Below are 25999 nucleotides of genomic sequence, written 5' to 3'. Positions count from 1 at the left end.
ATGCCCACCACCCAGGGTCGCCCCCTGATCCTCAACGCGACCGAAATGTCCACTGCCAACCACATCGCGTTCGGGCTCTGGCGCCTGGCCGACCCGGACAAGCCCGACTACACCACGCTGAGGTTCTGGACGGATCTCGCCACCGAACTCGAACAGGCCGGCTTCGATGCGCTGTTCCTCGCCGACGCGCTCGGGCAGCTCGACACCTATTCGGCCAGTGCCGACCCAGCTCTGCGCACCGCAACGCAGACACCGCTCGACGATCCGCTGCTCGCCGTATCCGCGATGGCTGCGGCGACCGAGCATCTCGGCTTCGCCGTCACCGTCTCGGCCACCTATGAGCATCCGTATCTACTTGCCCGCAAGTTCACCACCCTCGACCATCTGACCGGCGGGCGCATCGGTTGGAACATCGTGACCTCGCAACTCGAGAGCGCGGCACGGAACCTAGGCCTGGACCGACAGATCCCCCACGACGAACGTTACGAACGCGCCGAGGAGTTCCTCTCGGTGGTGTACAAACTGTGGGAAGGATCCTGGGATGACGGAGCAGTGCTCCGCAACCGTGAGACCGGGGTGTACGCGGACCCGTCCAGGGTCCACGCGATCGGACACCATGGCCGCCACTTCTCGGTCCCCGGCGCAGCCCTGAGCGAGCCCTCCCGGCAACGCACCCCGGTTCTGTATCAGGCCGGGACGTCGCCGCGTGGAAGTCTCTTCGCCGCTCGTCACGCCGAGGTCGTGTTCGTCGCGGGACACGAGCCAGATGTTCTGCGCCGAAACATCGACCGGATACGCACTCTGGCGAGCGAGCAGGGGCGTCGACCCGACGACATCAAGTTCGTGGCTTCGGCGCTGGTGATCACCGACGAGACCGACGCGGCGGCCGAGGCCAAGCTACGCAAGTATCAGAATGCCCACAGCATCGAGGGTGCACTGACCCACTTCTCGGCGATCACCGGTATCGACTGGTCCCAGTACGACATCGATGCTCCACTCTCCTACATCGAAACCGACAGCAACCGTTCAATTCTCGCTTCCCTCACCACGGACGCCCCGCCCGGGAGCGCATGGACGCTGCGCCGCCTCCTCGCCCCCGCCCGCGGCGTCTCCTATGCCGACGCCGTCGTCGGGTCGGGGACCACGGTGGCCGACTGGCTCGAGAAGCTGGCGGGGGAGACCGGCGTGGACGGCTTCAACCTCTCGGCGGCCGTCGCCCACGAGAGCTACCGGGACATCGCCGATCACGTCATCCCGGTGCTGCGTGACCGAGGCCGGGTACGTCAGCCCGCCCCGTCTGCGTCCTTGCGCGAGAGACTGTTCGAGACGACAAGCCCGCAGGTGGATACGCGTCATCCGGCTTCCCGATACCGCAAGAACTTCACCGGCCTGCCGTCGTCGGCGCCGCTACCGGTCACCGCACCCTGACACCGGCACAGACCACCATCGCCGGGGCATGTCACCTCGGCGATGATCGCCTGCGGGTAACGTCACATCCATGGCCACGACTCCGCCCCGCTGGTTCACCGACACCAAACCCGGCCACAGCGCGTGGTACATCGAACGGTTCCGCACGATGGCCCGTCAGGGTGCCGACCTCGGCGGCGAGGCCCGCCTGATCGACGCGATGGTGCCGCGTGGCGCCCGAATTCTCGACGCCGGGTGCGGGCCGGGCCGGATCGGCGCCGTTCTTGCCGAAGCCGGACACACCGTGGTCGGTGTGGACGTCGACCCGGCACTGATCGCCGCCGCGCAGGCCGATCACCCCGGTCCTCGCTGGCTGGTCGCTGATCTCTCCGAACTCGGCCTCACCGACGACGGCGAGACCGATCCGTTCGATGCGATCGTGTGCGCGGGAAATGTGATGGTGTTCCTCGCACCGGGCACCGAAGCACAGGTATTGCGCCGACTGTCGGCACATCTGACGGAAGACGGCGTGCTGGTGGTCGGCTTCCACACCAACCGCGACCTCACCCTGGAAGCCTTCGACGCCGCCGTGTCCGAGACCGACCTGTGCGTCGAACATCGTTTCGCCACATGGGATCTGCGCGCATGGCACCCCGGGGCGGACTTCGCGGTGACGGTTCTGCGGCACCGTACGGATCGGGCGTGACGCCGTGACCGGGCTCGCCGACTTCCCCACCGACTGGCAGACCGCACTGGCGCTCGTCGCCCACCCCGATGACCTCGAGTACGGGATGGCCGCGGCGGTCGCCCGCTGGACCGGCGAGGGCCGGCGGGTCGTCTACGCTTTGGCGTCGAGCGGTGAGGCGGGTATCGCGGGCATGGCCCCCGCACAGGCCGGACCCCTGCGGGAGGACGAGCAGCGGGAGTCTGCCCGGATCGTCGGGGTCGACGAGGTGGGGTTCTGGGGCTTTCCCGACAGTGAGATCCGCAACACGCCCGAACTCCGGGATCAGATCACCGCCGCCCTCCGACGCGTCGCACCCCAGGTGGTCCTGTCCCTCTACGGCGGCCCCGAGTGGGCGCCGGGCGCCCCGAACCAGCGGGATCACATGGAGTTCTCCGCGGCGGTGCTCGACGCATACGACGCACTACCCGCCGACACTCGTCCACGTTGGCTGTTCGAGAACGGCCCGCACCCCACACACGCGGTGGACGTCGGCGCACAGGTACCGATCGCGATCGATGCGTTGTCGGCGCACCGGGTGTATCTGGAGGTGCTCGACCCGACGACGCCGGTCGCCGATCAGGCCCGGGCACAGGTGGATCAGATGACCGCGCCGCGCGACGACTTCGATGGTCGCCGCGCGGCGTGTTTCGAACTCAAACGGGTGACCGACTGAGCCTGGTCATCGGATGTCGGATGCCGTTGCGGACAAACACATCTCACCGGGTTTCGACACGGGTCCTCGCCCAGGGGCTCGGTTCCGGCTCAACAACCAAGTGCCACAACATCTCCCACACAATAGGCGATCCGAATTCCGATCCCAGCAACAGCCAGAAGCCCGACCACCAAGTGCCACAAGGTGGTTGATCCGACACGGAGCGCAGCGACACATCGAGTCGAAACCTCCGCAGCCGAACTCACCGACCCGACCACCTCGACGGCGGCGCCTGCGCCCCACGCTCGACAGAGGCTTCGACGGCCCGATCTACCGGTCGACGGCGCTGTGGCCGGGCGCCTCCTCGTCGAGTACCTCGAGGATGCCCAGATCGGCCAGCCGTTCCTGTTCCTCGGTGGACAGCGTCTGGATGCTGCCGACCCGGGCGGCGATCTCGGGGCGGGCGACGCGGAGGTAGCCATACCATGCGAGTCCGAGGGCGAGGATGCCGAGGAAGACGAACGGCAGGATGCTGAACGGGAACTCCGGCACCGGGTAGACGTTGCTGACGATCACATACCCGAGGGCCGCGATCGCCAGGCCGGACACGATCGCACGCGCCGGGGTCAAGGCCTTGATCCGGTACAGCCAGATCGGGGTGGCGATCACCACCAGCAGGTAGCTCACGAGGAATCCCCAGGTCGCGACGTAGCCGCCGTACACGTCGAACACGAGCCGGCCCGCCGATGAGAAGGTGGCCACGACGGCGAAGGCCAGGGCCAACGCGCCGACGAACACAACACCCACCCACGGCGTCTTGTACCGCGGATGGACCTTGGCGAAGACCTGCGGGAGGGCGCCCTCGTGGGCGAGCGTGAACAGCGATCGCGCCGCCGACGTGGTGACCGCGGTGACGAAGACGATGAACGCCACCGAGACCGCGGCACTGACCACCGGGTTGATCCACGACACGTGCGAGGCATCCGCGAGCTGCGGCAGCACCGCCTTGTCGCCGTCGATCCCGCTGAAGTGCAGCACCTGCGGGTAGGTCGCCAGGATGTAGAGCACCCCGAGGATGATCACGACCCGCAGCAGCGACCGTGCGATGGTGCGGTGGGCATCACGTGCCTCCGCCCCCAACGATGCGACGCTCTCGAAGCCGGCGTATGCGCCGACCGCGGTCACCGCCGCGACGAAGGTCGAACTGTGCCCGAGGTTGCTCGGATTCCACTGGGCGGTGTCGATCTGCCAGCCGTAGCTGACATACGACGCCACGATGATCACGAATATCGCCGCGACGGCGACGACCTCGAAGATCAGCTCGTACTTGGCGGCCAGCGAGGCACCGCGCAACGGCAGGTACACCCCGATACCGACGACGACGGCGACCAGAAGCAACCGGAACCACGATGCCTGCGACCCCAGCCCGATCTCCTCGAGGAAGGCGTCGACGTACAAGACGCCACCGAGCGTGCCGGTGGTGGCGAATCCGATGTAGCCCAACAGCAGACTGAATCCGGCGGCAAAGGCGAATCCCGGCCCGAGACCGTTTCCGGTGTAGGTTCCCAGCGACCCCGACGTCACCGTGCGCCGGGCCTGGAAGCCGATGGTGGCGGCGATGAGGACCGCGATCACCAGGCCCACGATCGCCGCCCAGGCCGCGCCCTTGCCCGATGCGGTGTACAGCGAGAACGGCACCGAGGCGATCGCGACGCTGGGTGCGGCCGCGGCCAGTCCCTGTGCGAACACTCCCCAGTGGCCGAGCGCACCTCGCGCCAGTCCGGTGTCCTCGGCCGCGGTGAGCCGCCGGCCGCCCAGACTCACCGTCTGCCCACCACGTTCCCGGACTCCGACACCCTCTGCGCGACTCACCTCACTCCCAGACGAATCAGGCTGTACCCCAATCGACATGACACTTCACCTTCCACGCGAGCACCGATCGTGCATTGACGCCTAGGAGTATTTCCCATCGCCATATCCCCTACCCCCCTTTGGTTCTCGCGAGTTCTATCGATATGGGAGACACGAAGGGGCGCCGTGGGACCAGCGGGATCCTCAGGAGTGCCACACGTCCCGGTGGTCACGATGCGTGGGCAGGTAGGCACCCGGATCGAAGTGATGGTCATAGAAGTCGGTGTCGATGTGTTGCGCCTGAAGGTAATTCAGGATGTGCACGGTCGGTACGGTTCCCGGTATCTTGCCGAACACGTCGTCCACGTAGGCGATCTGGCCGGTCAACAGCTCGGTGAACCGCTCGTCATAGGTCGCCGCGGATGCCCGCACCCGCGGGGTGTCCCGCCACGGTCCGTCGGTGTCGGGGTGAAAGGGCCCGCCGGGGCCGAACTTCCGTTCCGTGAAGCGCGCCACCGCCTCGCCGGCATCGGCGACGTGCGGGCGTGACAGCGTCTCGAAGACGCCGGGAAGCCCAGTGGGATTGGGCAGCGACCACCTGTCGTCGGTCTGTACATCGAAGCCCAGGCCGGGTACCGCCGGGTCACCGGAGGCACCGAGGACCGACAATCGGTCGATCCCGTCGAAGGTCCATCCGCCCAGACCGAGTGCACCCAGGACGAGATGGCCGTTGTAGGCGGCGGTGACCAGCTCCGCACTCGCCTCGGCGAGCGTGTACTGCTCGACGAACGACAGTGGGAACGGATCTCCCGCATGACGCAGCGAAGCGTCCGTGGCACCGGGGATCTCGCGATCGTGGATGTCGTCGTAGAGCCCGTATCCGTTCTGCAGGAAGAACGCCACGTTCGCGATGAAATGCTGGGCGAGGTCGGCGACCGGGATCACCAACAGCGAGCCGGGATGATTGGCGATCCAGGTGTTGTGGCCTTCCAGATACGGTTCCTCACGCGGGAGGTGTATTCGCTCATCCGAGATCTTGTGATAGCGGCCGACCGTCTCGGCGAGCCAGTCCTCGATGCCCCCGTCCCCGCTACCCCCGTCCCCGCTACCCCCGTCCCCGATGTCCCCGCCGCGTCCACGGGAAGCGGGGGCGTCGTCGCGACTGGACAGGAAGTAGGTGCCCGAGTCATCGGTGAAGAAGAACTCCGTGGTGTGGAACCCGGCGGCGGACGGAAACGTGCGTCCCGCGGCAGAACCCGGGTAGTTCGGCAGCGCCGGTGCATATCCGGGATGGTGGCTGATGCCGAAATGCCATCCGGTGACGCCGGTGACGACCGACAGGACCAGGGCACGCTCGACCTCGCTGAGCGGTTGGACCGGCTTGCTGCTGGTGAAGGCGAGTTCCCCGGCGGGGATGTGGCCACCGACCGGGAAGCGACGGGATCGACGACCGGTGATCGCGCCGAGCAGCGGAAAGGCGGCGAGGTCGGCAAGGGCGCGGCGCTCGCCCTCCGTCAGGTCGAGGACGGCCGGGTCCGCGGTCGTCACGAGGACACCGCCGTGGGCACGCTGTGGGCGATGTGCCGGCCGATCACCTCGGCGACGTGGGCGTGGGCGACCTCGTTGAGCACATCATGGGCGCCTCCGTCGACGACTTCCAGCCGCAGCGCCGGTAGGCGGTCCCGCCACGCGGTGACACCGTCGATCGGTGCCACGGCGTCGTTGCTGCCGTGAACGGCGAGCAGCGGGATCGCCAGCGCGGGAAGGTCACGGTCGAGCCGTTCCCATGCGGGCGTGAACAGTCGGCTCAGTTCGGCACCGATGTCGGCGGCGGTGAACGCCAGCGGATCGTTGGTCAATTCATCGCGGTAGAACGGGTCCGCGGACAGGACGTCGAGATCGAGTTCGAACGGATCGTCGGCCTCGACCGCGGTCTGCAGCCACGGCAGCGGGGACAATGGCGCACCCGAGATGACGACACTCGTGTACCGGTCCGGCCGGTCGAGTGCCGCGAACACCGCGCCGAGGCTGCCCAGTGAGTGGCCGCCGATCGCCAGGGGGACGTCGGGGCGGTGGGCGGCGGCGAGATCGGTCAGCAGACGCGCGTTGTGGACGACAGCGTCGTACGAGCCGACGTTCCCGCGTGCGCCCTCGGACAGGCCGTGGCCCGGCTGGTCGAGTGCCCACAGTTCGATGCCCCGAGTGGCGAGTTCGGCGGCGTACCGGTGGTAGAGACCCGAGTGTTCGCCGAATCCGTGCAGGAAGATCAACGCTGCGGTCGGTGTGGTGTCGGCCGGCCACTGGCGATAGAACACCCGGCCCTGCGCACCGTCGAAATACGGCATGGCTCACTCCTTTCCGGGGCCCGACGGGTTTCGCGCCCCGTGTCGTCGCACGAGCTGTCGGCAACCCACAGAGCATTCACCCGGCACCGAGGGGGTCGCCAGGGTATGACCCATCCCGATTCTCAGGGGAGACAGCACAGCGCCGCCGGTCATCGGACCGACGGCGCTGCGTACTTCACCGGTGGTCGGTTGTCAGCCACCGACACCGAGCAGTGCCGGGAGCACTCCCACGAGCTGATTGAGCAACTGGGTCAGGGCATCCGAGTTGCCGATACCGGTCGAGGGTGTGGTCGTGCCCGGCGAGGTGGACCCCGGGGTGGTCGGGGTGGTCGTCGCAGGCGGCGTGGCGCCGCCCTCGGGAGTGGTCGCACGGGCCTGACCGGTGGGCGCGGGCTGGTTGACTCCGATGGTGATCCGCGGATTCTTGGCCGGGTCGAGCCAGACCAGGATCTGGCGCAGGATGTCCTTGTCGATGGAGACGCAACCCATGGTGGGCTCGCCGGTGCTGGCGTGCAGGAAGATCGCCGATGCCTTGCCGGGAACGCGCTGCGGGTTGTGTGCGATGTTCACCGCGTAGTCGTAGGCGGCGCCGGAGTTGTACAGGTTCTCGCTGTCGGCGCCCGGGCTCTGCACCTGACGCACGTGCGTGTTGTAGGTGGGTGAGCTCGTGTTGGAATCCCACCAGTCCTGGGTATCGGTCTTGAAGTAGGGCATCTTGGTGCCGGGGTTGGCCAGCCGACCGAACGCCTGGTCGAGCGCGAAGGTGCCCTCGGGGGTCCGGTAGACGTTGTCCTGCGGCTGGCCCATACCGAGTTCGCCGACGAATGCCTTGGTGGGGCCGAACACCGGCCGCCAGGTCCCGTTGTCCTCCTTCTGGAAGGCGGTCAGCGTCGCGGTCTGGTCGCTTGCCTTCGGCGCGGTGACCACGATCATCTGACTGCTCTCGCCGGCCTGGGGTCCGAGCTCCGATGAACCGGCCCCGGAGAGCTTGTTCAGGATCGTGTCGAGCTCGGGGATCCCGGTTTCGGGAATGGAGATCCCCCCGAGTACCCCCGGTGTTGATGTGCCCGGTGTGGATGTACTGGGGGTCGTGGTGCCCGGGGTGGCCTGCGGCGCCGCGAGTGCCACACCGCTCCCGCCCGCGATGGCTGCGAGCACGGCGGCCAGCATCAGTCCCATTAGTCCCAAAAACCTCATCAGCAACTTCTGCACCACACCAGTGTGACAAAAGGCAAGAGGTGTTGAGTCTCGCAACGGTCACGGTGCGACATGGATCCGGTTACCGAGGACTCTTGAATCTGACATCAGGCTCAAGTAGTGTCGGTCGCCAGAGTGATTCATCCCACATTCCGTGCCGGATGTGGGTCACCTCCACTTCGAAGGGATGCGCATGTCCGTCGTCAACGCCGTCACCGGCCCGATCGACTCCACCGATCTCGGCCCCACCCTCGTCCACGAGCACGTCTTCGTCCTCGGCGAGGAGTTCCGCCAGAACTACGCCGAGTGGGACGAGGAGCAGAAGATCGCCGACGCGGTGCGCGACCTGAACGAGCTCAAGGGCCTGGGAATCGACACGATCTTCGACCCCACTGTGCTCGGCCTCGGGCGCTATATCCCCCGCATCCAGAGGATCGCCGCGCAGACCGACCTGAACATCGTGGTCGCGACCGGGCTCTACACCTACAACGACATCCCGTTCCAGTTCCACTACACCGGCCCGGGCCTGCTGTTCGACGTGCCCGAACCGCTGGTCGAGTACTTCACCAAGGACCTCACCGAGGGCATCGCCGACACCGGCGTCAAGGCGGCCTTCCTCAAGTGCGCGATCGAGGAGCCGGGACTCACCCCCGGTGTCGAGCGGGTGATGCGCGCCGTCGGCATCACCTCCGCGCAGACCGGCGCGCCGATCACCGTCCACACCAACCCGCACACCCAGTCCGGTCTCGTGGCCCAGAAGATCCTGGCCGAGGAGGGCGCCGACCTCACCAAGGTGGTGATCGGCCACTCCGGTGACAGCACCGACCTCGACTACCTCATGCAGGTCGCCGACGCCGGGTCGATCCTGGGCATGGACCGCTTCGGTCTCGACGTCCTCCTTCCCTTCGAGGACCGGATCAACACCGTCGTCGAGCTGGTCGGTCGTGGCTACGCCGACCGGATGGCGCTGGCCCACGATGCATCGTGCTTCATCGACTGGTTCGATCCCGACGCGAAGCGGGTCGCCGTGCCCAAGTGGAACTTTCGCCACATCAGCGAGGACGTCCTGCCGGCCCTGCGCGAACGTGGCGTCACCGAGGAGCAGATCACCACGATGCTCGTCGACGTCCCCCGCCGCTATTTCGAGTGATCCCGCCGCCCCACCGGCCCCGATCACTGAACCCCTCCGAAGGAGAAACGGACCCCATGGCCAGCATCGTCACCGCCCTGCGGCAGTGCGCCGACATCCATCCCGATCGACCCGCGGTCCGTGCCGGCGACCGCGTCCTGTCGTATACCGAACTACGTGACCGCATCGCCCGTGCGGCAACCAGACTCGCCGACACCGGGGTTTCCCGCGACGATCGGGTCCTGCTGATCGCCCCGTCGATCCCGGAGTTCGCCATCGCCTACTACGGCCTGCAGTCCGTCGGCGCAACGGTGATCACCCTGAACGTGATGTCGACGTCCGCGGAGATCGGCTATGTCATCGACGATTCCGGTACATCACTGGTGCTGGCCTGGCACCAGTGCGCCGGCGCCGCGCGTTCGGCTGCCACCGAACGCGGACTCCCGGTGCTCGAACTCACCGAGTTCGAGAACGAACCCGACGACGGCGCCGCGGCCACCACACCCGTCGACCGCGAGGCCGACGACACCGCGGTCATCCTCTACACCTCCGGCACCACCGGCCGGCCGAAGGGCGCCCAGCTCACCGTCGCGAACATCGATGCCGCCCCGGCCGCGTTTCGGACCGCACTGCAGGTCGGCGAGCACGAGCGGTGGGCCACCGCACTGCCCCTGTTCCACTGCTTCGGGCAGGTCGTCGTCATGCACAACGCGCTGTCCGGCGGCGGCACCCTCTCGCTGCTGAGTCCGTTCACCCCGACCGCCTTCATGGATTGCCTGCGCGACGAACACATCACCATCGCGTGCGGTGTCCCCACCATGTGGAATGCGATGTTGCAGGTGACCGAGGGATACACCCCTGATGACTTCGCCGATCTGCGACTGGCCTGCTCCGGCGGCGCGTCGTTGCCCGGGGAGGTGATCCGGGAGTTCTCCGAACGATTCGGTTGCTCCATCCTCGAGGGCTACGGACTCACCGAGACGGCGGGCACCACCACCTTCCGCAATCTGGACGGTCCACCAAAGGTGGGAACCGTGGGTCCGGCACTGCCCGGGTTCACCGTCGAGGTCCGCGATCCCGACGGCCATACGGTGTCCGTCGGCGAGATCGGCGAGATCTTCATCAAGGGACCGACGGTGATGAAGGGGTACTGGAACCGACCCGACGCCACCGCGGCCGAGCTGGTCGACGGCTGGTTCCGCACCGGCGATCTCGGCACGATGGACGCCGACGGTGACGTGTGCATCGTGGATCGCACCAAGGACATGATCATCCGCGGCGGCTACAACGTGTACCCGCGCGAGGTCGAGGAGGTCCTCTACACCCATCCCGACATCGTCGAGGTGGCGGTGATCGGCGTCGCCGATGACCACTACGGTGAGGAGATCGCCGCGGTCATCACACCGCGTCCGGGGGCCGAGATCGATCCGGATGCATTGCGCGCGTGGACCAAAGAGCGTCTCTCGGCCTACAAGGTGCCGCGCATCATCCAGTTCGTCGACGGGCTTCCGAAGGGCGCGACCGGCAAGATCCTCAAACGCGCCATCGACCGGTCCGAGCTCACCGCACCGGCGGGCTGATCTCCGGATCATCCGGCGGTGGCATGTGACGGCCCCCACAGCCGAACGTACCCACGGACGTTGTCACGATCCTCTGGCGCGTCCAACTGACCCGTGGGTAACCTGACTCCGCCCCGGCCGGGGCGGAAGGGTCGGGTCCTCCTCACATGCCACCGCTCAGTCGTCTCGCACGACTGCAGATCGCCGCGATCCTCGTGATCGGACTGGCGGTCAGCGTCTTCGCCGGAATCCGCTACGTGCACGTCAATCGCGTGGTCGGGATCGGGGTCTACACCGTCACCGCACAACTGCCCGATTCCGGCGGGATCTTCACCAACGCCGAGGTGACCTATCTCGGCATACCGGTCGGCCGGGTCGGCGAACTCCGACTCTCCGCCGAGGGCGTGGACGTCGACCTGCAGTTGGACTCGAGCGCCCCCGACATCCCCGAGTCGTCGGTCGCCGTGGTCGCCGCGCGTTCGGCGATCGGCGAGCAGTACATCGACCTGCAGCCGTCGAAGATCGACGGCCGGTACCTCGCCGACGGCTCGGTGATCACCCGGGCGTCGATCCCACCGAAGGTCGAGGACGTCGTGGCGTCGGCGATCGATCTCTCCGAGTCGATCCCGCTGGACGACCTGCACACCGTGATCACCGAGCTGGGCAAGGGTTTCGGTGGTCAGAACGAGAATCTCCCCCGGCTGATCGACTCGCTGTCGAAGCTCGCCGCGGCCGGCGCCGACAACATCCCGGCCACCATCGGCCTGCTTCGGAACGCCGACACCGTCCTGGCCACCCAGGCCGACCAGTCCGATGCGATCCTGTCGTGGTCGCGCGGACTCGACCTGGTGTCGGCGACGCTCGCCACCGCCGACCCGGACGTCCGCCGACTGCTGACCACCGGTTCCGCGTCGGCCACGCAGATCTCGGAACTGGTGCAGCGCAACGGCGGTGACCTCGCCACCGTCGTCGGTCAGCTCGCCGATGTGGCACGCACCATCGAGCCGGCCACCTACACCACGTCGATGACCTTCGCATTGCTGTCACAGCTGTCGGCGGGTGCACACTCCCCCGCGCCCGGTGACGGGCAGATCCACTTCGGGGTGGTGCTCGAGACCAACAACCCGCCGGCCTGTACCCGCGGCTATGAGAGCACGCAGCGGATCATCGACGAGATGAAGCGCACCACACCGGATTTCGACATCCGGTACGACGACTTCCCGTTCAACACCGACGCCCGGTGTGCCGTTCCGTTCGGCAATCCGACGGGTGTGCGCAGCGCCGACCGGACCCGGTATGCCGATCCGTCCGCGACACAGCCGTGGGACACCACACCGAAGAAGGATCCCGACCGACTGAACCTGAATCCGCTTGCGCGGCAACTTGCCACACTGCTGGGCGTGCGGACCGACTGACGCCCGTCCGCACATCACCGTCCACGCCGCTCAGGACTTCGGCGGCCGCAACCCGATCGCGTTGGCCCACAACCGGGTTGCGGTGAAGGTGAGATCATCCATGGACACCTCGTCGACACCGATCGCGAAGGCCTGGTAGGCCATTCGCGACACCATCCCCGAGAGTGCTTGGGCCGCACCCATCGCGTCGAGGTCCGGGTCGGCGAGTCCCGTCTCCTGCAGCTTCTCGATGTGGCGTGCGTTGCGACGTGCGAACACCAGGCCGCGCTGGCGCCGCTTCTCCCGGAACTCCGGCATGTTCGCGGTCACCTGCTCGAGCACGAGACGCAGCTTCGCATTGCGTTTGTACGCCTCGAAATAGGCCCGGTTGGCGGCCTCGAGGACGGCGATCGGATCATCCTCCGATCCGGACTCCACATGCGGAAACCCGGGATGCAGCATGTCCTCGTGCGCCTCCGCCAGGACCGCGTCGAGGATCTCCTCCTTCGAGTCGAAGTAGGTGTAGAAGGTACCCGTCGAGCAGCTGGCGGCCACGGTGATGTCGGTGAGCCGGGCATCGGAGAACCCGTCGCGCTCGAAGATCTGCCGGGCGGCGGCGATGAGCGCCGCGCGGGTCCGTTCCCCGCGTGCGGTGGCCGGCGGTGCCTTCTCCGTGCCCGCGACGGCGATTCGCGGCAGATCGGCACCGACCAGGTCGGACCCCCTCGATTCTGCGGTCATCGTGACATCCTGACACCCACCGACGCCGCCACGCACACCGAGTACCCCATGAGCGCGCCTAGAGTCCCGCGGCGTCGGCCACTGCGGTCGCCTTCGCCACCAGGACGTCGATCACCTCACCGGTCGGAACGCCCGCCGACGCCCGGTTGGCGGGGTTGTCCACCGCTCTGCGCAGCACGCCCTCGGCGATGATCGCCACCTTCCACAGCCCCAGCGCGTGCCAGAACTCGAGGGCGCGCGGGTCGCGACCGGTGCGCTCGACATAGCTCTCGGCCAGCTGCGCCCGGTCGGGAAATCCCTCCAGCAGTTCCACCGGCGCGCCGGTCAGCGACGGTTCGCCGGGCCCCGGCCAGTACGCCAGGGTGCTGCCGATGTCGGCGAGTGGATCGCCCAGGGTCGACAGTTCCCAGTCGAGCGCCGCGCGGACCTCGCCGGTGGCCGGGTCGATCATCACGTTGCGGATGTGGAAGTCTCCGTGGACGAGTCGCGTCTCGTGCTGTTCGGGCGCACCACGGATGAGCCGCTGCGTCAGCGCGTCCAGGGCCGGGATCTCACGGGTCTTGGACTTCTCCCACTGCGCACTCCACCGTTTCAGCTGACGCGCGGCGTAGGGCTTGTGGCTCGCCAGGTCGTCGAGTCCGACGGCCTCGATGTCGACGGCGTGGATACGCGCGAGGGTGTCGATCATCGACTCGCCGACCCGCGCGCGGATGGCGGGGTCCAGCGCCTCCCCGGCCGGCAGGTTGTCGAGCACCACGGCGTCGACGAACTCCATGACGACGAGCGGGACCGGGCTCACCGACTCCTCGGTGCACACGCCGAGCACCTGCGGGACCGGCACATCGGTGGGGCCGAGGGCGGAGAGGATCCGCGCCTCGCGCACCACGTCGTGCGCCGACGCCAGCAGGTGTCCCACCGGTGGCCGACGCAGAACCCAGCGGCCACCGGCGTCGTCGGAGACCAGGTAGGTGAGGTTCGATTGACCGATTCCCACCCGCTTGCAGGTGATCTCGCCGTCGGCGTCGACGCCGATGTCACGCAACCATTGCTGCAGTGCACCGGAATCCACCTCGGGGATCACCGCCAGTCCACTCGTCGTCATGGTGTTGCCGTTCGTCCTTTCTGTTCCGGTGCCCGTCAGAACCGGGCGCTCAGTGCGGCATCGGAGACACCCGGCACGGTTTCCGGTGCGGGGGTGTCACGATACCGGCGCAGCTCACGCCGGGCGATGGCCCGCTTGTGCACCTCGTCGGGACCGTCGGCCAGCCGCAGGGTGCGGATGCCGGCGTACGCCGCGGCGAGCGGGAAGTCGTCGGTGACGCCCCCACCGCCGTGCACCTGGATGGCGCGGTCGATGATCTTCAGCGCGATGTTCGGGGCGGCGACCTTGATCGCGGCGATCTCGGTGGCCGCCGCCTTGTTGCCAACGGTGTCCATCATGTGCGCGGCCTTCAGCGTGAGCAGTCGCACCATCTCGATGTCGATGCGCGACTCGGCGATCCAGTCCTGGATATTGGCGCGGTTGGCCAGCGGCTCACCGAAGGTGGTGCGGTGGGTGGCCCGCGCGCACATCAGTTCCAGAGCACGCTCGGCCATGCCGATGGTGCGCATGCAGTGGTGGATACGACCCGGGCCGAGGCGGGCCTGGGCGATGGCGAATCCCTCACCCTCACCCTTCAGCACATCTTTCGCGGGCACCCGCACGTTCTCGAAGACGAGTTCGCCGTGGCTTTCCCGGTCGGTGTAGCCGAACACCGGCAGGTTGCGCAGGATGGTCAGGCCGGGGGCGTCGGTCGGCACCACCATCATCGACTGCTGGCGATGCGGCGGACCGGTCGGGTCGGTCTTGCCCATCACGATCAGGACCTTGCAGTCAGGTCGAACAGCATTCGACGCGAACCACTTCCGTCCGTTGAGCACATACTCGTCACCATCGCGGACCATGGCCAGCTCGATGTTGGTGGCGTCCGAGCTCGCGACGTCGGGTTCGGTCATCGCGAACGCCGAGGCGATCTCACCGTCGAGCAACGGGCGCAGGTACTTCTGCTTGTGCTCATCGGTCCCGAACAGCGTGAGGACCTCCATGTTGCCGGTGTCGGGGGCGTTGCAGTTGAACACCTCCGACGCCCAGTGCACGCGCCCCATGATCTCGGCCAGCGGCGCGTACTCCAGGTTGGTCAGGCCCGGCGCCCATTCGGCGTGCGGATGGAAGAGGTTCCACAGACCGGCCTCCTTGGCCCGGCCCTTGAGCTCGGTGAGGATCGCGGGCATCCCGTGGGGGTTGTCCAGCGCGCGCAACTGCTCCTCGTAGACGCCCTCGTTGGGGTAGACGTAGGCGTCCATGAAGTCCAGCAGTTTCTGCCGGTACTCCTCGGCACGCGGCGACGGGTCGAACAACGTCATGATCACTCCTTGATCTCTCCGGTTGAAAGTCTTTGTGGCCGTGCAAGACACGGCGCCGCTCAGGAGAGCAGCGAGGCCTGGAATCGGCGCATGCCGCGCAGCCAGCGGTCGTAGTCGGCACCCTTACGCCGGTACATCTCGAGGACCTCCGGGTGCGGCAGGATGAGGAATCGCTCGTCGCCGATCGCCGCGAGGACGACCTCGGCGACCTCTTCGACGGTGAGCACGGCCCCGGCGGTCTCCACCGCACGCTGCATCAGGTCACCGTTCGGGTCGTCCGGCATGGCCTCCGGGCGCAGCAGTTTGGTGTCGACGCCCATCGGGCACAGGCAGCTGACCCGGACGCCGCGGTCGCCGTAGCTGGCCGAGAGCCACTCGGCGAATCCCACCGCGGCATGTTTGGTGACCGAGTAGGTGGCCGATCCGAGCTGGGTCAGCAGCCCCGCTGCCGACGCGGTGCTCAAGAAGTAGCCACTGCCCCGTTCCAGCCAATCCGGCACGAGGAGACGGGCGGCACGGACGTGGCCCATCAGGTTGATGTCGATCGCCCGCTCCCAGTCGGCGTCGGTGGCGTCGATCCCACCGCGACCGCCGATCCCCGCATTCGCCACGTAGAGATCAACCGGCCCGAAAGCCTCTGCTGCAGCAGCGATCGCAGCTTCGATGTGTTCCTGCGACGCGGCATCCCCGGCCAGCGCGCGAGCGGCACCCCCGGCCTTCTCGATATCGGCGGCCGTCGCGGCGACCGACGCCTCGTCGAGGTCGGTGACGACGACGCGGGCGCCGCGTACGGCCAGGGCCCGGGCGATGGCGCCGCCGATCCCGCCACCCGCTCCGGTGACGACGGCAACTGTGTTCTCGATCTCCATGAATCGAACGTACTTGAACCCGGTTTCAAGTTCAAGGACCTGTTCCGGACAGAGCAAGGCCCCGGGGTCGAACCGACCCCGGGGCCCAGCAGAACCAGCCCGCTCGCCACGCTCCCGGTGCAGCCACACCGCGCCCGCTCGCTACGCTCCCGGTGCAGCCACACCGCGCCCGCTCGCTACGCTCCCGGTGCGCCCGGCCCGAATTCCTCCAACATGTCCGTCACCAACGCCGCGATCGGCGACCGCTCACTGCGGGTCAACGTGATGTGCGCGAACAACGGATGCCCCTTCAGCTTCTCGATCACCGCGGCGACACCGTCATGGCGACCCACCCGCAGGTTGTCGCGCTGTGCCACGTCGTGGGTGAGCACCACCCGCGATCCCGTTCCCAGACGCGAGAGAACCGTCAGCAGCACATTGCGTTCCAGCGACTGCGCCTCGTCGACGATCACGAAGGAATCGTGCAGCGACCGCCCGCGGATGTGGGTCAGCGGGAGGACCTCCAGCATCCCGCGGCTGAGCACCTCCTCGATCACCTCCGGGGACGCCAGACCCTCGAGGGTGTCGAACACGGCCTGTGCCCACGGTCCCATCTTCTCGGCCTCACCACCGGGCAGATAGCCCAGCTGCTGACCACCGACGGCATACAGCGGACGGAACACCACCACCTTGCGCTGGGTTCGGCGCTCCAGTACGGCCTCCAGGCCGGCGCACAACGCCAGCGCCGACTTTCCGGTGCCGGCCTTGCCGCCGAGCGAGACGATGCCCACGCTCTCGTCGAGGAGCAGGTCGAGGGCCACGCGCTGCTCGGCCGAGCGGCCGTGTAGTCCGAATGCCTCACGGTCACCACGGACCAGCTGCACCTGCTTGGCCTCGTTCACCCGGCCCAGCGCCGACGACGACCCATGGCCCAGCAGCCGGACGCCGGTATGGCACGGCATCTCCCGGGCGGCGTCGATGTCGACCACACCATCGGTGAACAGGGTGTCGATGGCCTGCTGCTCCACGTCGAGTTCGGTCATCCCCGACCAGCCCGAGACCACCACGTCCTGTGCGTGGTACTCGTCGGCGGCCAGGCCCACCGCACCGGCCTTCACGCGCAGCGGAATGTCCTTGGAGACCAGGGTGACCTCGCGGCCCTCGGCCCGCAGATTCAGCGCACAGGCCAGAATCCGCGAGTCGTTGGAGTCCGTCCGGAAACCGGCCGGCAGCACCGCCGGGTCGGTGTGGTTCAGCTCCACCTGCAGGGTGCCGCCGTCGTCGCCGATCGGGAGGGCGAGATCGAGGCGACCGTACTCGAGTCGCAGGTCGTCGAGCAGACGCAAGGCCTCACGGGCGAACCAGCCGAGCTCGTGGTGGTGACGTTTGCCCTCGAGTTCGCTGATCACGACCAGCGGCAGGACCACATGGTGTTCGGCGAAGCGCTTGACCGCCCAGGGATCGGACAGGAGCACGGAGGTGTCGAGGACGTAAGTGCGAGTGGTCACGTGGGCTCCTCGTCTGTGCGGCGCCCGCACAAACCTGTTCAGGTCGACCGGTCGGTTCTTGTCGGTGCTCTCTCGGCGTCAGCCGAGAGCGACGAGGACCGGGGCCGGCCCCCTCGCGCTGCTGGTGCAAACCACGAATCGAACCTCCCGGACGAGCCGCTTCCCCGCGACCCGTCACTGGTCAACGTACGCGGGAACCGGCATGACGGCGCGGTGGGCAGGGTGTGTCGGCGTGAATTTCGCGTTAACGGACGTAGCGTGGAAGTCACTGTCGCACAGAGTGCGTCACCTGGGATTTCGCGGCCGTTCACCGTCACAGGGCCCCGCTCGCGAGTGCGAGCGGGGCCCTGTGATGTGAGAAGTGTGGGACCGCAGACGTGGTTCTTCGGGTCAGCGACCGGCGAGCGTCAGGATGCGCGTGCGCGCCGCTTCGGCGTCGTCACCGAGTCCCTGCACGGAGTCGAGCTTGAGCGCATCGGCGAGGCTCGCGGCGATCGCGGCACGGGTCTCGTCGGTCTCGTAGCCGCCGATCAGTGCACGCTCGGCGTCGAAGTTCTCGATGTCGTATCCGAGCGGCTCGTCGACCAGCCGCGCCAGCGCCCGGTCCACCGCGATGACCGTGGCGTCCTGGTCGGCGACCAGCGCCGCGTCCAGGAAGTTGCCGAAGGTGACGCCCTGCAGGGCGTCGTCACCGGCGATCTTGTGCAGGATCTCGCTGTACACGTCGTCGCCGACAACGGTGGCGAGTCGCTTGGTGAAATGCACGCACTGGTACTCGTGCACCGCCATCAGCGCCAACACGTCGAGCGGGCCGAGTTCGTCGACCAGCTCGGGGGTCTGCCGGAAGCCCTTGGTGACGTGGTCGCGACGGCGTTCCTCCGAGTCCACCGGATCGATGGCCCGACGCACCACGAGGTAGTCCCGCAGCACCACGGCGTGACGGTTGTCCTCGGCGGTCCACACGCCGACCAGCTGCCGCCAGTCGGAGAAGGCGGGGAAGTACTTGGCCAGCACGCGGTGGTAGGACGGCAGGTTGTCCTTGGTCAGCAGCAGCGCCAGCGATCCCGCGCGCGCCTCGTCGGACAGGGTGGCCTGCGACGGATCCCAGTCGTCGCCGCCGAGGAAGGCGAAGTTGCGGCCGTCCTTCCACGGGACGTAGTCGTGCGGGTTCCACACGACCGCGGCCGCCTGGTGGCCCTCGGCGATCTCCGGAAGCGCCTTCTCGAGCGCGATGATCAGGTCGTCTTCGGTGAGTGCGTTCATCGCGTCCAGGATACGGATCCGTAACCCTCCAGGGCAATCGGGTCACATCGCCCATACAACGGCATGAACGAGCACGTCGGACGACGCACCCCCGGCGTACCCATCGGCACACCGGGGGTGCGGTCAGCGCTTGGCGGGGATGATCAGGCGCGGCTCATCAGACCCCACGACTCCAGGCCCTCGTACAGCGGGAAGTCCAGGGCCAGCTTGGACACGCGCGCACGCAGCGCCGAGACGTCGGCGGCCTGGCCGGTGGCGAGCGCGGTGCCGATGATGTCGGCGACCTCGGTGAACTCCTCGTCACCGAATCCACGGGTGGCCAGCGCCGGGGTGCCGATGCGCAGGCCCGACGTGACCATCGGCGGACGCGGGTCGAACGGCACGGCGTTGCGGTTGACGGTGATGCCCACCTGATGCAGCAGGTCCTCGGCCTGCTGGCCGTCGAGGGCACTGTTGCGCAGGTCGACGAGCACCAGGTGCACGTCGGTACCGCCGGTGAGCACCGAGACACCGGCCTTGGCGACGTCGGCACCGGTCAGCCGCTCGGCCAGCAGTGCGGCACCGGAGAGGGTGCGGCGCTGACGCTCGGCGAACTCCTCGGTCCCGGCGATCTTGAGGGCGACGGCCTTACCGGCGATCGCGTGCATCAGCGGACCACCCTGCTGACCGGGGAACACCGCCGAGTTGAGCTTCTTGGCCCACTCCTGCCTGGCCAGGATGATGCCCGAGCGGGGGCCGCCGAGGGTCTTGTGCACGGTCGAGGAGACGACGTCGGCGTGGGGCACCGGCGACGGGTGCAGACCCGCGGCGACCAGGCCGGCGAAGTGTGCCATGTCGACCCACAGGTGCGCGCCGACCTCGTCGGCGATCTCGCGGAACGCCGCGAAGTCGAGGATGCGCGGGTAGGCCGACCACCCGGCCACGATCACCTTGGGGCGGGTGTCGAGGGCGATCTTGCGCACCTCGTCCATGTCCACACGGAAGTCTTCCTTGCTCACGCCATAGAAGGCGTTCTCGTACAGCTTGCCCGAGAAGTTCAGCCGCATACCGTGGGTGAGGTGGCCACCGTGGGCGAGATCCAGACCGAGCATGGTCTCCCCCGGCTCCATGAGTGCCTGCAGCACAGCGGCATTCGCCTGTGCACCCGAATGCGGCTGCACGTTGGCGAAGTCGGCACCGAACAAGTCCTTGGCCCGGTTGCGCGCGATGTCCTCGACGACGTCGACGTACTCGCAGCCACCGTAGTAGCGACGTCCGGGGTAGCCCTCGGCGTACTTGTTGGTCAGGACGCTGCCCTGCGCCTGCAGCACCGCGCGCGGCACGAAGTTCTCCGAGGCGATCATCTCGAGGGTGTCGCGCTGACGGCTCAGCTCACCGTTCATCGCCGCGGCTACGTCGGGGTCGAGGTCGGCCAACGACATCGAGTTGACGGACTGGGAGTTCTCGGTCATGGGGTCGAGTCTATGGGTTGACCCGCCGGTCGCCGACACCCGGCCTCGGTGCTGTCGCAGGTCACACCCTCAGGCGGGCGCACCCGCCAGTTCGGCTCGTAACGACGCCGGGATCAGCGGCTCGTCGAGTAGCCGCCCGAACCGTGCCGCACGAGAATCGCCGGCGATGGTCGGCGCGTCGGCGTCGAGCCACCGCTCGAGCAGTCGATAGCCCTCCACATAGGTGGAGATGTACGCACGCCACAGCGGCGAGGTCAGGAAACGCAGCATCTGCCGGGCGCGGGCCTCCGGGGCGAGCAGCCATCGCTGCAGGAAGGCCGCGGCCTCGTCGGCGTCGACGTGCCGGTCGTGCAGCATCAGGGCGACATCCTGGCGCACACCGATCAGTTCGCCGGACGCCCGCCCCACACGTTGGGCGCGGTCACCGTCGAACCGCAGCCCGAGGTCGGCGTAGATCTCCTGGGCCCAGAATCCCCATTGGGGGCCCACGATCGCCTGCAGGGCGTGGTCGGCGAGGCCCTCGGCCATCAGGCACTGCGGGGTGTTGACCAGGAAGATGGTCTGTTCGTCCTGACCGCCCCCGACGAGTCGCTGCTCCTTGCGGCAGTGTTCGGTGTGGTGGCCGGGGTACGCCTCGTGCGCGATCAGGTGTGGCAGATTCGACATGTACTGGGTGAGGTCGGCGTTGATCGCGACCCGCGACCGGTAGTCGCCGAGGTAGTAGTTGAATCCCGACCACGGTTTGTCGGTGACCACCTCGAACTCGACGATCTCGGCGTCGGGCAGCGGGTAGACGTCGCGGACCTTCTCCCGCAGCGCACCGCTGAACGCGCGCACGCACTCGTCCACCCGCTCCGCCGGGATCTCGTCGGCACGCCGGTAGGCGGTGTAGGTCGACAGCAGACGGTCGGCGGTGGCGTCCGGTACGCCGAGGGCGACGGCGAGCTCGGCATGCGCCGCCCGATAGGTCTCGACGTCGCCGAGGGTGATGTCGACGTCGAAGTAGGCGCGCACCTCGTCGACGAAGGAGATGTCCTCGCCGGCGAAGGTGCGAGCCGAGCACTCCAACGCACGCAGATGTGCCCCGACGAAGGCCGCGCGATCGGGGTCCAGATCGCCCGGGAGGTCGGCCTGCAGACCCTGCGCGACCTGCGCCAGTTGCGCCGGATCGGGGGCCGGTCCGCTCATCACCTCGGCCCGCAGCGACGGATCCCCGGTATAGGCGTCGACGAAGCCCTCTTCGAGCCGGTCGAACGCGAGGCCGAGGCGCAGATAGTCGGTGACCAGCGGCGAGATGGGTCGGTGACCGTGTTCGGGAGGCATGGAAGGAAGGCTACCCATGGCGCGGGTTACACGTGGTCCTAAGCTGTAGCGCATGACATCTCGGGTCTTGTGTGACCTCGCCCCGACGGGACGCGCCGGCTGATGGCGCGCGACACGACCGGGCGCGATCCGAGCCTCTATCTGGAACTCGATCGCAAGCAGTGGCGTGAACTCCGCGAATCGATGCCGATGGTGCTCACCTCCGACGAGCTCGACCAGCTCGTCGGCCTCGGCGAGCAGATCGATCTCACCGAGGTCGCCGAGGTCTACCTGCCCCTCTCGCGTCTGATCCACCTGCAGGTCGCCGCGCGCCAACGACTGTTCGCCGCGACGTCGACGTTCCTCGGCGAGCGTCAGACCAACAAGCAGGTCCCGTTCGTGATCGGTATCGCCGGCAGCGTGGCGGTGGGCAAGTCGACCACCGCACGTGTGCTCGCGGCACTGCTCGCGCGGTGGGAGTCGCACCCGAAGGTCGACCTGATCACCACCGACGGCTTCCTGCTGCCGACCGCGGAGCTCGAACGCCGGGGGATCATGCATCGCAAGGGATTCCCCGAATCCTACGACCGGCGGGCGTTGTTGCGGTTCGTCACCGAGGTCAAGTCGGGTGCCCGCGAGGTCACCGCACCGGTCTACTCGCACATCACCTATGACATCGTGCCCGAGGTGCGCCATTACGTGCGCCAGCCCGACATCCTGATCATCGAGGGGCTCAACGTCCTGCAGACCGGCGAGAACCTGATGGTGTCGGATCTGTTCGACTTCTCCATCTACGTCGACGCCAAGACCGCCGACATCGAACGCTGGTACATCTCGCGGTTCCTGCAGATGCGGTCGGGCTCGTTCGCCGACCCCAACTCGCACTTCCACTACTACGCATCTCTCACCGACGAGCAGGCGACCATCGCCGCCCGCGACATCTGGACGTCGATCAACCTGCCCAATCTCCGCGAGAACATCCTGCCCACCCGGCCGCGCGCGACCCTCGTGTTGCGCAAGGACGCCGACCACTCGATCAACCGGGTTCGCCTGCGTAAGTTGTGAATCCGCGTCGCCGGCGTGGCGCGGCGTCGTGGCTAGCGCGCCCAGGGCGGACTGATCGGGTCGCCACCGGCCATCGTGGCGGTGAGCCCGACCACGGTGGTGACCCACATCGTCACCGGATCGGGACCCGGGTTGTCCACCGCCACCGACGACCCGGCGGGAGCGAACACCACCTCTCCCGACGTCGGGGTCGCGGCGGCGCCGTCGAGCCGGATGACCGGTTCGCCGGCCAGCACGAGGAAGACCTCCTCGTGGTCGATCGTGTGCTCGGCCCCGGCCTGGCCGGGGCCGATCGTGGTGCGCCAGGCGCACAGTTCCCGACTGCCGGACGAGGGCGACACGAACGAGTCGAAGTCGGCTCCGTGCAGACGATGCCGGACGGGTTCGGTGATGTGCATGACGATACCTTCCGATTAGACAAAATGACTGTCTATATTCAGACAGTTACCCTGTCGATATGTCAAGGCCCCGTCCCCCACGTGATGCACTGCCGTTCCTGCTGATGTCGGCCACGTCGGCGGTGGCCGAGCGGATCGACGACGCAGTCCGGGCCGCCGGGCATCCCGGACTCCGCCCGGTACACGGTCTGGTCTTCGGCCGCATCGCGTCGAGCGGCGCCACGATCAACGAGATCGCCGCCCACCTCGGCATCACCAAACAATCCGCCGCCGCGATCGTCGGCGGCCTCGAGAGGTCGGACATCGTCGTCCGGCGCCCCCACCCCACCGACCGGCGCGCGGTGCTCATCGAGCTGACCCCACTCGGGCGCGAGATCACCCGGGTGGCCGCCGACGCCGCCGCAGCCGAGACACGGTCGTTGGAAGAGATTCTCGGACAGGAGAACTCGCAGACCTTCCTCGACGCCCTCCGGCAGCTGGGTGCCGGGACGCCACCCCGATCGGTGTGGTGAGAGTCGGTCTGCGCCCTATCGGGCGGCCAGCCACTGCTCCACGGTGGTCGAGGTCTGGATGAACTCCCCGCGCGGAACGAGCCCGCCGCCGCGGACCGCCGGTCCGCCGACGTTGACCGTGAACACCCAACGTGGTGATCCCTGTTTGCGGGCAAGACTTTTCGCGATGTCGGCCAGGTCCATCTCAACCGGCCCGGCCACCTCGACATCCCCACTCGCCTGGTCGGTGACCGCATCGGCGAGCACCTGCGCGGCGTCGCCGGCGGCGAGCGGACGGCAGCGCATGTGCGGGACCGCCGCGACCGGTCCGAACCTCGCCGTCGACAGCATCTGCTCGGCGAGTTCGAACCACTGGGCGGAACGGACGATCCGCAGCACTCCAGGGCCCAGGGCGTCGGTGTAGACGCGCTCCTGGGCCGCCTTTCCCTGGTAGTAGCCGAATTTGGCGTTCACCTGCTCGTCGGCGGCGTTGATGATCGACAGGCAGACCACGCGTCGCACCCCCGCGCGTTGCGCGGCCGCGGCGATGTTGGCGGCCGACGTCGAGAAGAAGTCGACGGCGACGTTCGCCTTGAGAGTGGTCACGTTGATCGCGTCGACCACCACGTCGGCTCCGGCACAGGCCTCGTCGAGACCGGCACCCGCGTAGGCATCGACCCCGGTCGACCGTTGTGCGGCAACCACATCCACGCCGCGATCCTCGAGCTCGCCGACCAGTCTGCGACCGATCTCCCCGCTCGCTCCGAACACCGTCACGCGCATGACACCCTCCATCGATCTACGCCGAGTGGTCGCAGTCCACGCTACTGGCAATCGGCACCGACGACAGCGGCAATCAGGGTCTGGGACCGATCACTTCGAGAAGAGCCGATGGACGAACGGGATACTGTCGTCGAGGGAGGCGTTGACCGTTCCACTGTGGTCGAGGTCGTAGGTCTTCAGCGTCACCGGTTGACCGTTGTTCTTCATACGCTGCGCCAGCAGGAGCGTCCCCGCCGCATTCACATCGGTGTCCCTGAGCCCCTGACCGATGAGAACCGGTTGGTGGTAGCCGGATTCGGGGATCCCCATGTAGTTCTTCAGCGCACCGGCGAACCCCGCGATGCGATCGAGCGGACGACTGTAGAAGTTCCCGGTGATCACATTCGACTTCCGGATGACATCACCGAAGCCGTAGTCCTGCCCCGGCCCCTCGGTGGTGTCACACAGCGGCCCCTCCGCCTCGTCCACCCAGTGCCGGCCATACGGCGTCAGAGAGGAGTCCACGTTCCATTCGGGGAAGGAGGCACGCAGACCCGACAGGATGTAGAGGACGTAGCTGGTCGTCTCGGGCAGTGTGTTCCCGAGCTGGACGGGTACCACCCCGGGCCGTGCCACCAAGGGGATGGCGTCCTCGATGTAGGCGGGAACCCCGGTCGCGACAGCACCTCGATACGACAGGCCCCCGGAGTTGCCGCCGAAGTCGTCGGCGTAGCGTGCGGTGAACATCGCCGCGCCGCCGCCCTGTGACTGTCCGACCGTCACCCACTTCCTGGCGAGCGACGGGTAGGTCGCGGTCGCCGCCTTCACCCCGTCGACCACACTGTGCGCCTCGGTCTTCCCGTCGAGATAGGGATGCGCGCCCGGGGTTCCCAGCCCGACGTAGTCGGCGGCGACGATCGCATAGCCCTGCTGCATCCAGCGTCCGAGATATGCCCAGTCGCGGTCGGGCAGGATCGGCCCGTTGATCGAGTAGGCGCAGGCATCGTCGAGCCCGGTGGTGCCGTGCGCCCACGCGATGACCGGCCAGCCACCTTCCGGGGGTTGTCCGGGCGGGAAGTACACGGCCGCACTGGACTGCGCGGGGGCACCCTTGATCCCCTTGGTCCAGTAGATGATTCGCTTGCCGTCGACGGAACCGGGAAGCGTTGCGCGGGCAGTCAGCGGCGCGGTCGACGTCACCCGGCCCGGGGTCGTGTCGTCGGCGTGGGCGAGCCCCGGTGACATCGACACCGCACCTGCGAGTACCGCCAGCGTCGCCGACACCGCGGCAAACGGTCTGCGCCACCTCGGTGCCGCCAGAGCAGATCGCCGGTCGTGTCGGAATCGATGGATCATCGGTGAGGCCTCCCGCTGGGGACCGCCGCGACGGCGGCGATCGGCAGAATCGATGGGCCGGGCGACATCGGTCGTCGGTCGACATGTCCTCGACCAGCAGATGTCGGCACCCGGTCATCTCTGGGTACCAGAGACCCGTGACCGGCCGCA

23 protein-coding genes are annotated in these 25999 nt (G+C 67.8%); 8 read left to right on the top strand and 15 right to left on the bottom strand.

Annotation, left to right across the window (positions count from 1 at the left end; genetic code table 11):
- The 3 genes from ACWDUA_RS10150 (at nucleotide 1) to ACWDUA_RS10140 (ending at nucleotide 2807) form a co-directional block, all read left to right on the top strand.
- Entirely contained in the window at nucleotides 1-1428 is a 1428-nt protein-coding gene (locus ACWDUA_RS10150; protein WP_449750883.1) for an LLM class flavin-dependent oxidoreductase, read from the top strand.
- A 70-nt stretch (nucleotides 1429-1498) separates the two neighbouring features.
- Nucleotides 1499-2113 (top strand): class I SAM-dependent methyltransferase, encoded by a 615-nt coding sequence (locus tag ACWDUA_RS10145; protein WP_449750882.1) that lies wholly within the window; start codon nucleotides 1499-1501, stop codon nucleotides 2111-2113.
- 4 nt (nucleotides 2114-2117) lie between these two features.
- Entirely contained in the window at nucleotides 2118-2807 is a 690-nt protein-coding gene (locus tag ACWDUA_RS10140) for a PIG-L deacetylase family protein (protein WP_449750881.1), read from the top strand.
- Nucleotides 2808-3116: 309 nt separating this feature from the next.
- Here ACWDUA_RS10140 and ACWDUA_RS10135 read toward each other — a convergent pair whose 3' ends face one another.
- The 4 genes from ACWDUA_RS10135 to ACWDUA_RS10120 form a co-directional block, all read right to left on the bottom strand.
- The gene (locus ACWDUA_RS10135; protein WP_449750880.1) at nucleotides 3117-4658 is read right to left on the bottom strand and encodes an APC family permease; all 1542 of its coding nucleotides are present in this window, start codon (nucleotides 4656-4658) and stop codon (nucleotides 3117-3119) included.
- A gap of 183 nt (nucleotides 4659-4841) precedes the next feature.
- Nucleotides 4842-6185, bottom strand: a complete 1344-nt coding sequence (locus tag ACWDUA_RS10130; protein ID WP_449750879.1) for a hypothetical protein — start codon at nucleotides 6183-6185, stop codon at nucleotides 4842-4844.
- Nucleotides 6182-6982: an alpha/beta fold hydrolase gene (locus tag ACWDUA_RS10125; RefSeq protein ID WP_449750878.1), complete on the bottom strand. Its 801-nt coding sequence runs from the start codon at nucleotides 6980-6982 to the stop codon at nucleotides 6182-6184. Before ACWDUA_RS10125 ends, ACWDUA_RS10130 begins: the two co-directional genes overlap by 4 nt.
- Nucleotides 6983-7174: 192 nt before the next feature.
- The gene (locus ACWDUA_RS10120; protein ID WP_449750928.1) at nucleotides 7175-8179 is read right to left on the bottom strand and encodes a L,D-transpeptidase family protein; all 1005 of its coding nucleotides are present in this window, start codon (nucleotides 8177-8179) and stop codon (nucleotides 7175-7177) included.
- Between the two features lie 193 nt (nucleotides 8180-8372).
- Here ACWDUA_RS10120 and ACWDUA_RS10115 point away from each other — a divergent pair, with 193 nt between their 5' ends.
- The 3 genes from ACWDUA_RS10115 to ACWDUA_RS10105 all read left to right on the top strand — a co-directional run bounded on the left by ACWDUA_RS10115 (nucleotide 8373) and on the right by ACWDUA_RS10105 (nucleotide 12282).
- Nucleotides 8373-9329 (top strand): phosphotriesterase family protein, encoded by a 957-nt coding sequence (locus ACWDUA_RS10115; RefSeq protein ID WP_449750877.1) that lies wholly within the window; start codon nucleotides 8373-8375, stop codon nucleotides 9327-9329.
- 56 nt (nucleotides 9330-9385) lie between these two features.
- Nucleotides 9386-10888, top strand: coding sequence for a class I adenylate-forming enzyme family protein (locus ACWDUA_RS10110; RefSeq protein WP_449750876.1), 1503 nt, complete (start codon nucleotides 9386-9388; stop codon nucleotides 10886-10888).
- Nucleotides 10889-11034: 146 nt separating this feature from the next.
- Nucleotides 11035-12282, top strand: a complete 1248-nt coding sequence (locus tag ACWDUA_RS10105) for an MCE family protein (protein ID WP_449750875.1) — start codon at nucleotides 11035-11037, stop codon at nucleotides 12280-12282.
- 30 nt (nucleotides 12283-12312) lie between these two features.
- On the opposite strand, the gene ACWDUA_RS10100 is transcribed toward ACWDUA_RS10105, so the two are convergent.
- From ACWDUA_RS10100 to ACWDUA_RS10065, 8 genes are all read right to left on the bottom strand, one after another.
- Nucleotides 12313-13002, bottom strand: a complete 690-nt coding sequence (locus tag ACWDUA_RS10100; protein WP_449750874.1) for a TetR/AcrR family transcriptional regulator — start codon at nucleotides 13000-13002, stop codon at nucleotides 12313-12315.
- Between the two features lie 58 nt (nucleotides 13003-13060).
- Nucleotides 13061-14104 (bottom strand): phosphotransferase family protein, encoded by a 1044-nt coding sequence (locus ACWDUA_RS10095; protein ID WP_449750873.1) that lies wholly within the window; start codon nucleotides 14102-14104, stop codon nucleotides 13061-13063.
- 35 nt (nucleotides 14105-14139) lie between these two features.
- Entirely contained in the window at nucleotides 14140-15405 is a 1266-nt protein-coding gene (locus ACWDUA_RS10090; RefSeq protein ID WP_449750872.1) for an acyl-CoA dehydrogenase family protein, read from the bottom strand.
- A gap of 59 nt (nucleotides 15406-15464) precedes the next feature.
- Complete coding sequence (locus ACWDUA_RS10085; protein WP_449750871.1) at nucleotides 15465-16274, bottom strand: SDR family oxidoreductase; 810 nt, start codon at nucleotides 16272-16274, stop codon at nucleotides 15465-15467.
- A gap of 176 nt (nucleotides 16275-16450) precedes the next feature.
- Complete coding sequence (locus ACWDUA_RS10080) at nucleotides 16451-17761, bottom strand: PhoH family protein (protein WP_449750870.1); 1311 nt, start codon at nucleotides 17759-17761, stop codon at nucleotides 16451-16453.
- Between the two features lie 390 nt (nucleotides 17762-18151).
- On the bottom strand, nucleotides 18152-19024 hold the full coding sequence (locus tag ACWDUA_RS10075; protein WP_449750869.1) for an acyl-ACP desaturase: 873 nt from the start codon (nucleotides 19022-19024) through the stop codon (nucleotides 18152-18154).
- 143 nt (nucleotides 19025-19167) lie between these two features.
- A complete protein-coding gene (gene glyA / locus ACWDUA_RS10070; RefSeq protein ID WP_449750868.1) occupies nucleotides 19168-20475 on the bottom strand; it encodes a serine hydroxymethyltransferase in 1308 nt (435 codons plus the stop codon).
- Between the two features lie 69 nt (nucleotides 20476-20544).
- Entirely contained in the window at nucleotides 20545-21798 is a 1254-nt protein-coding gene (locus ACWDUA_RS10065) for a DUF885 domain-containing protein (protein ID WP_449750867.1), read from the bottom strand.
- Nucleotides 21799-21900: 102 nt separating this feature from the next.
- On the opposite strand from ACWDUA_RS10065, the gene coaA reads away from it, so the two are divergent.
- Nucleotides 21901-22842 carry a type I pantothenate kinase gene (gene coaA / locus ACWDUA_RS10060; RefSeq protein ID WP_449750866.1) on the top strand — a complete coding sequence of 314 codons (942 nt, stop codon included), beginning with the start codon at nucleotides 21901-21903 and terminating at the stop codon, nucleotides 22840-22842.
- A gap of 32 nt (nucleotides 22843-22874) precedes the next feature.
- Here coaA and ACWDUA_RS10055 read toward each other — a convergent pair whose 3' ends face one another.
- On the bottom strand, nucleotides 22875-23240 hold the full coding sequence (locus tag ACWDUA_RS10055) for a cupin domain-containing protein (protein ID WP_449750865.1): 366 nt from the start codon (nucleotides 23238-23240) through the stop codon (nucleotides 22875-22877).
- A 59-nt stretch (nucleotides 23241-23299) separates the two neighbouring features.
- On the opposite strand from ACWDUA_RS10055, the gene ACWDUA_RS10050 reads away from it, so the two are divergent.
- A complete protein-coding gene (locus tag ACWDUA_RS10050) occupies nucleotides 23300-23752 on the top strand; it encodes a MarR family winged helix-turn-helix transcriptional regulator (RefSeq protein ID WP_449750864.1) in 453 nt (150 codons plus the stop codon).
- 15 nt (nucleotides 23753-23767) lie between these two features.
- Here ACWDUA_RS10050 and ACWDUA_RS10045 read toward each other — a convergent pair whose 3' ends face one another.
- Entirely contained in the window at nucleotides 23768-24514 is a 747-nt protein-coding gene (locus ACWDUA_RS10045; protein WP_449750863.1) for an SDR family oxidoreductase, read from the bottom strand.
- Between the two features lie 90 nt (nucleotides 24515-24604).
- Nucleotides 24605-25738, bottom strand: a complete 1134-nt coding sequence (locus ACWDUA_RS10040; RefSeq protein ID WP_449750927.1) for a lipase family protein — start codon at nucleotides 25736-25738, stop codon at nucleotides 24605-24607.
- Nucleotides 25739-25999 lie beyond the last annotated feature (261 nt).

This window comes from Gordonia sp. NPDC003376 (genome assembly GCF_053589235.1).
Note: the sequence above shows the minus strand (reverse complement) of the source record. Positions and strands in the feature narration are given on the sequence as shown.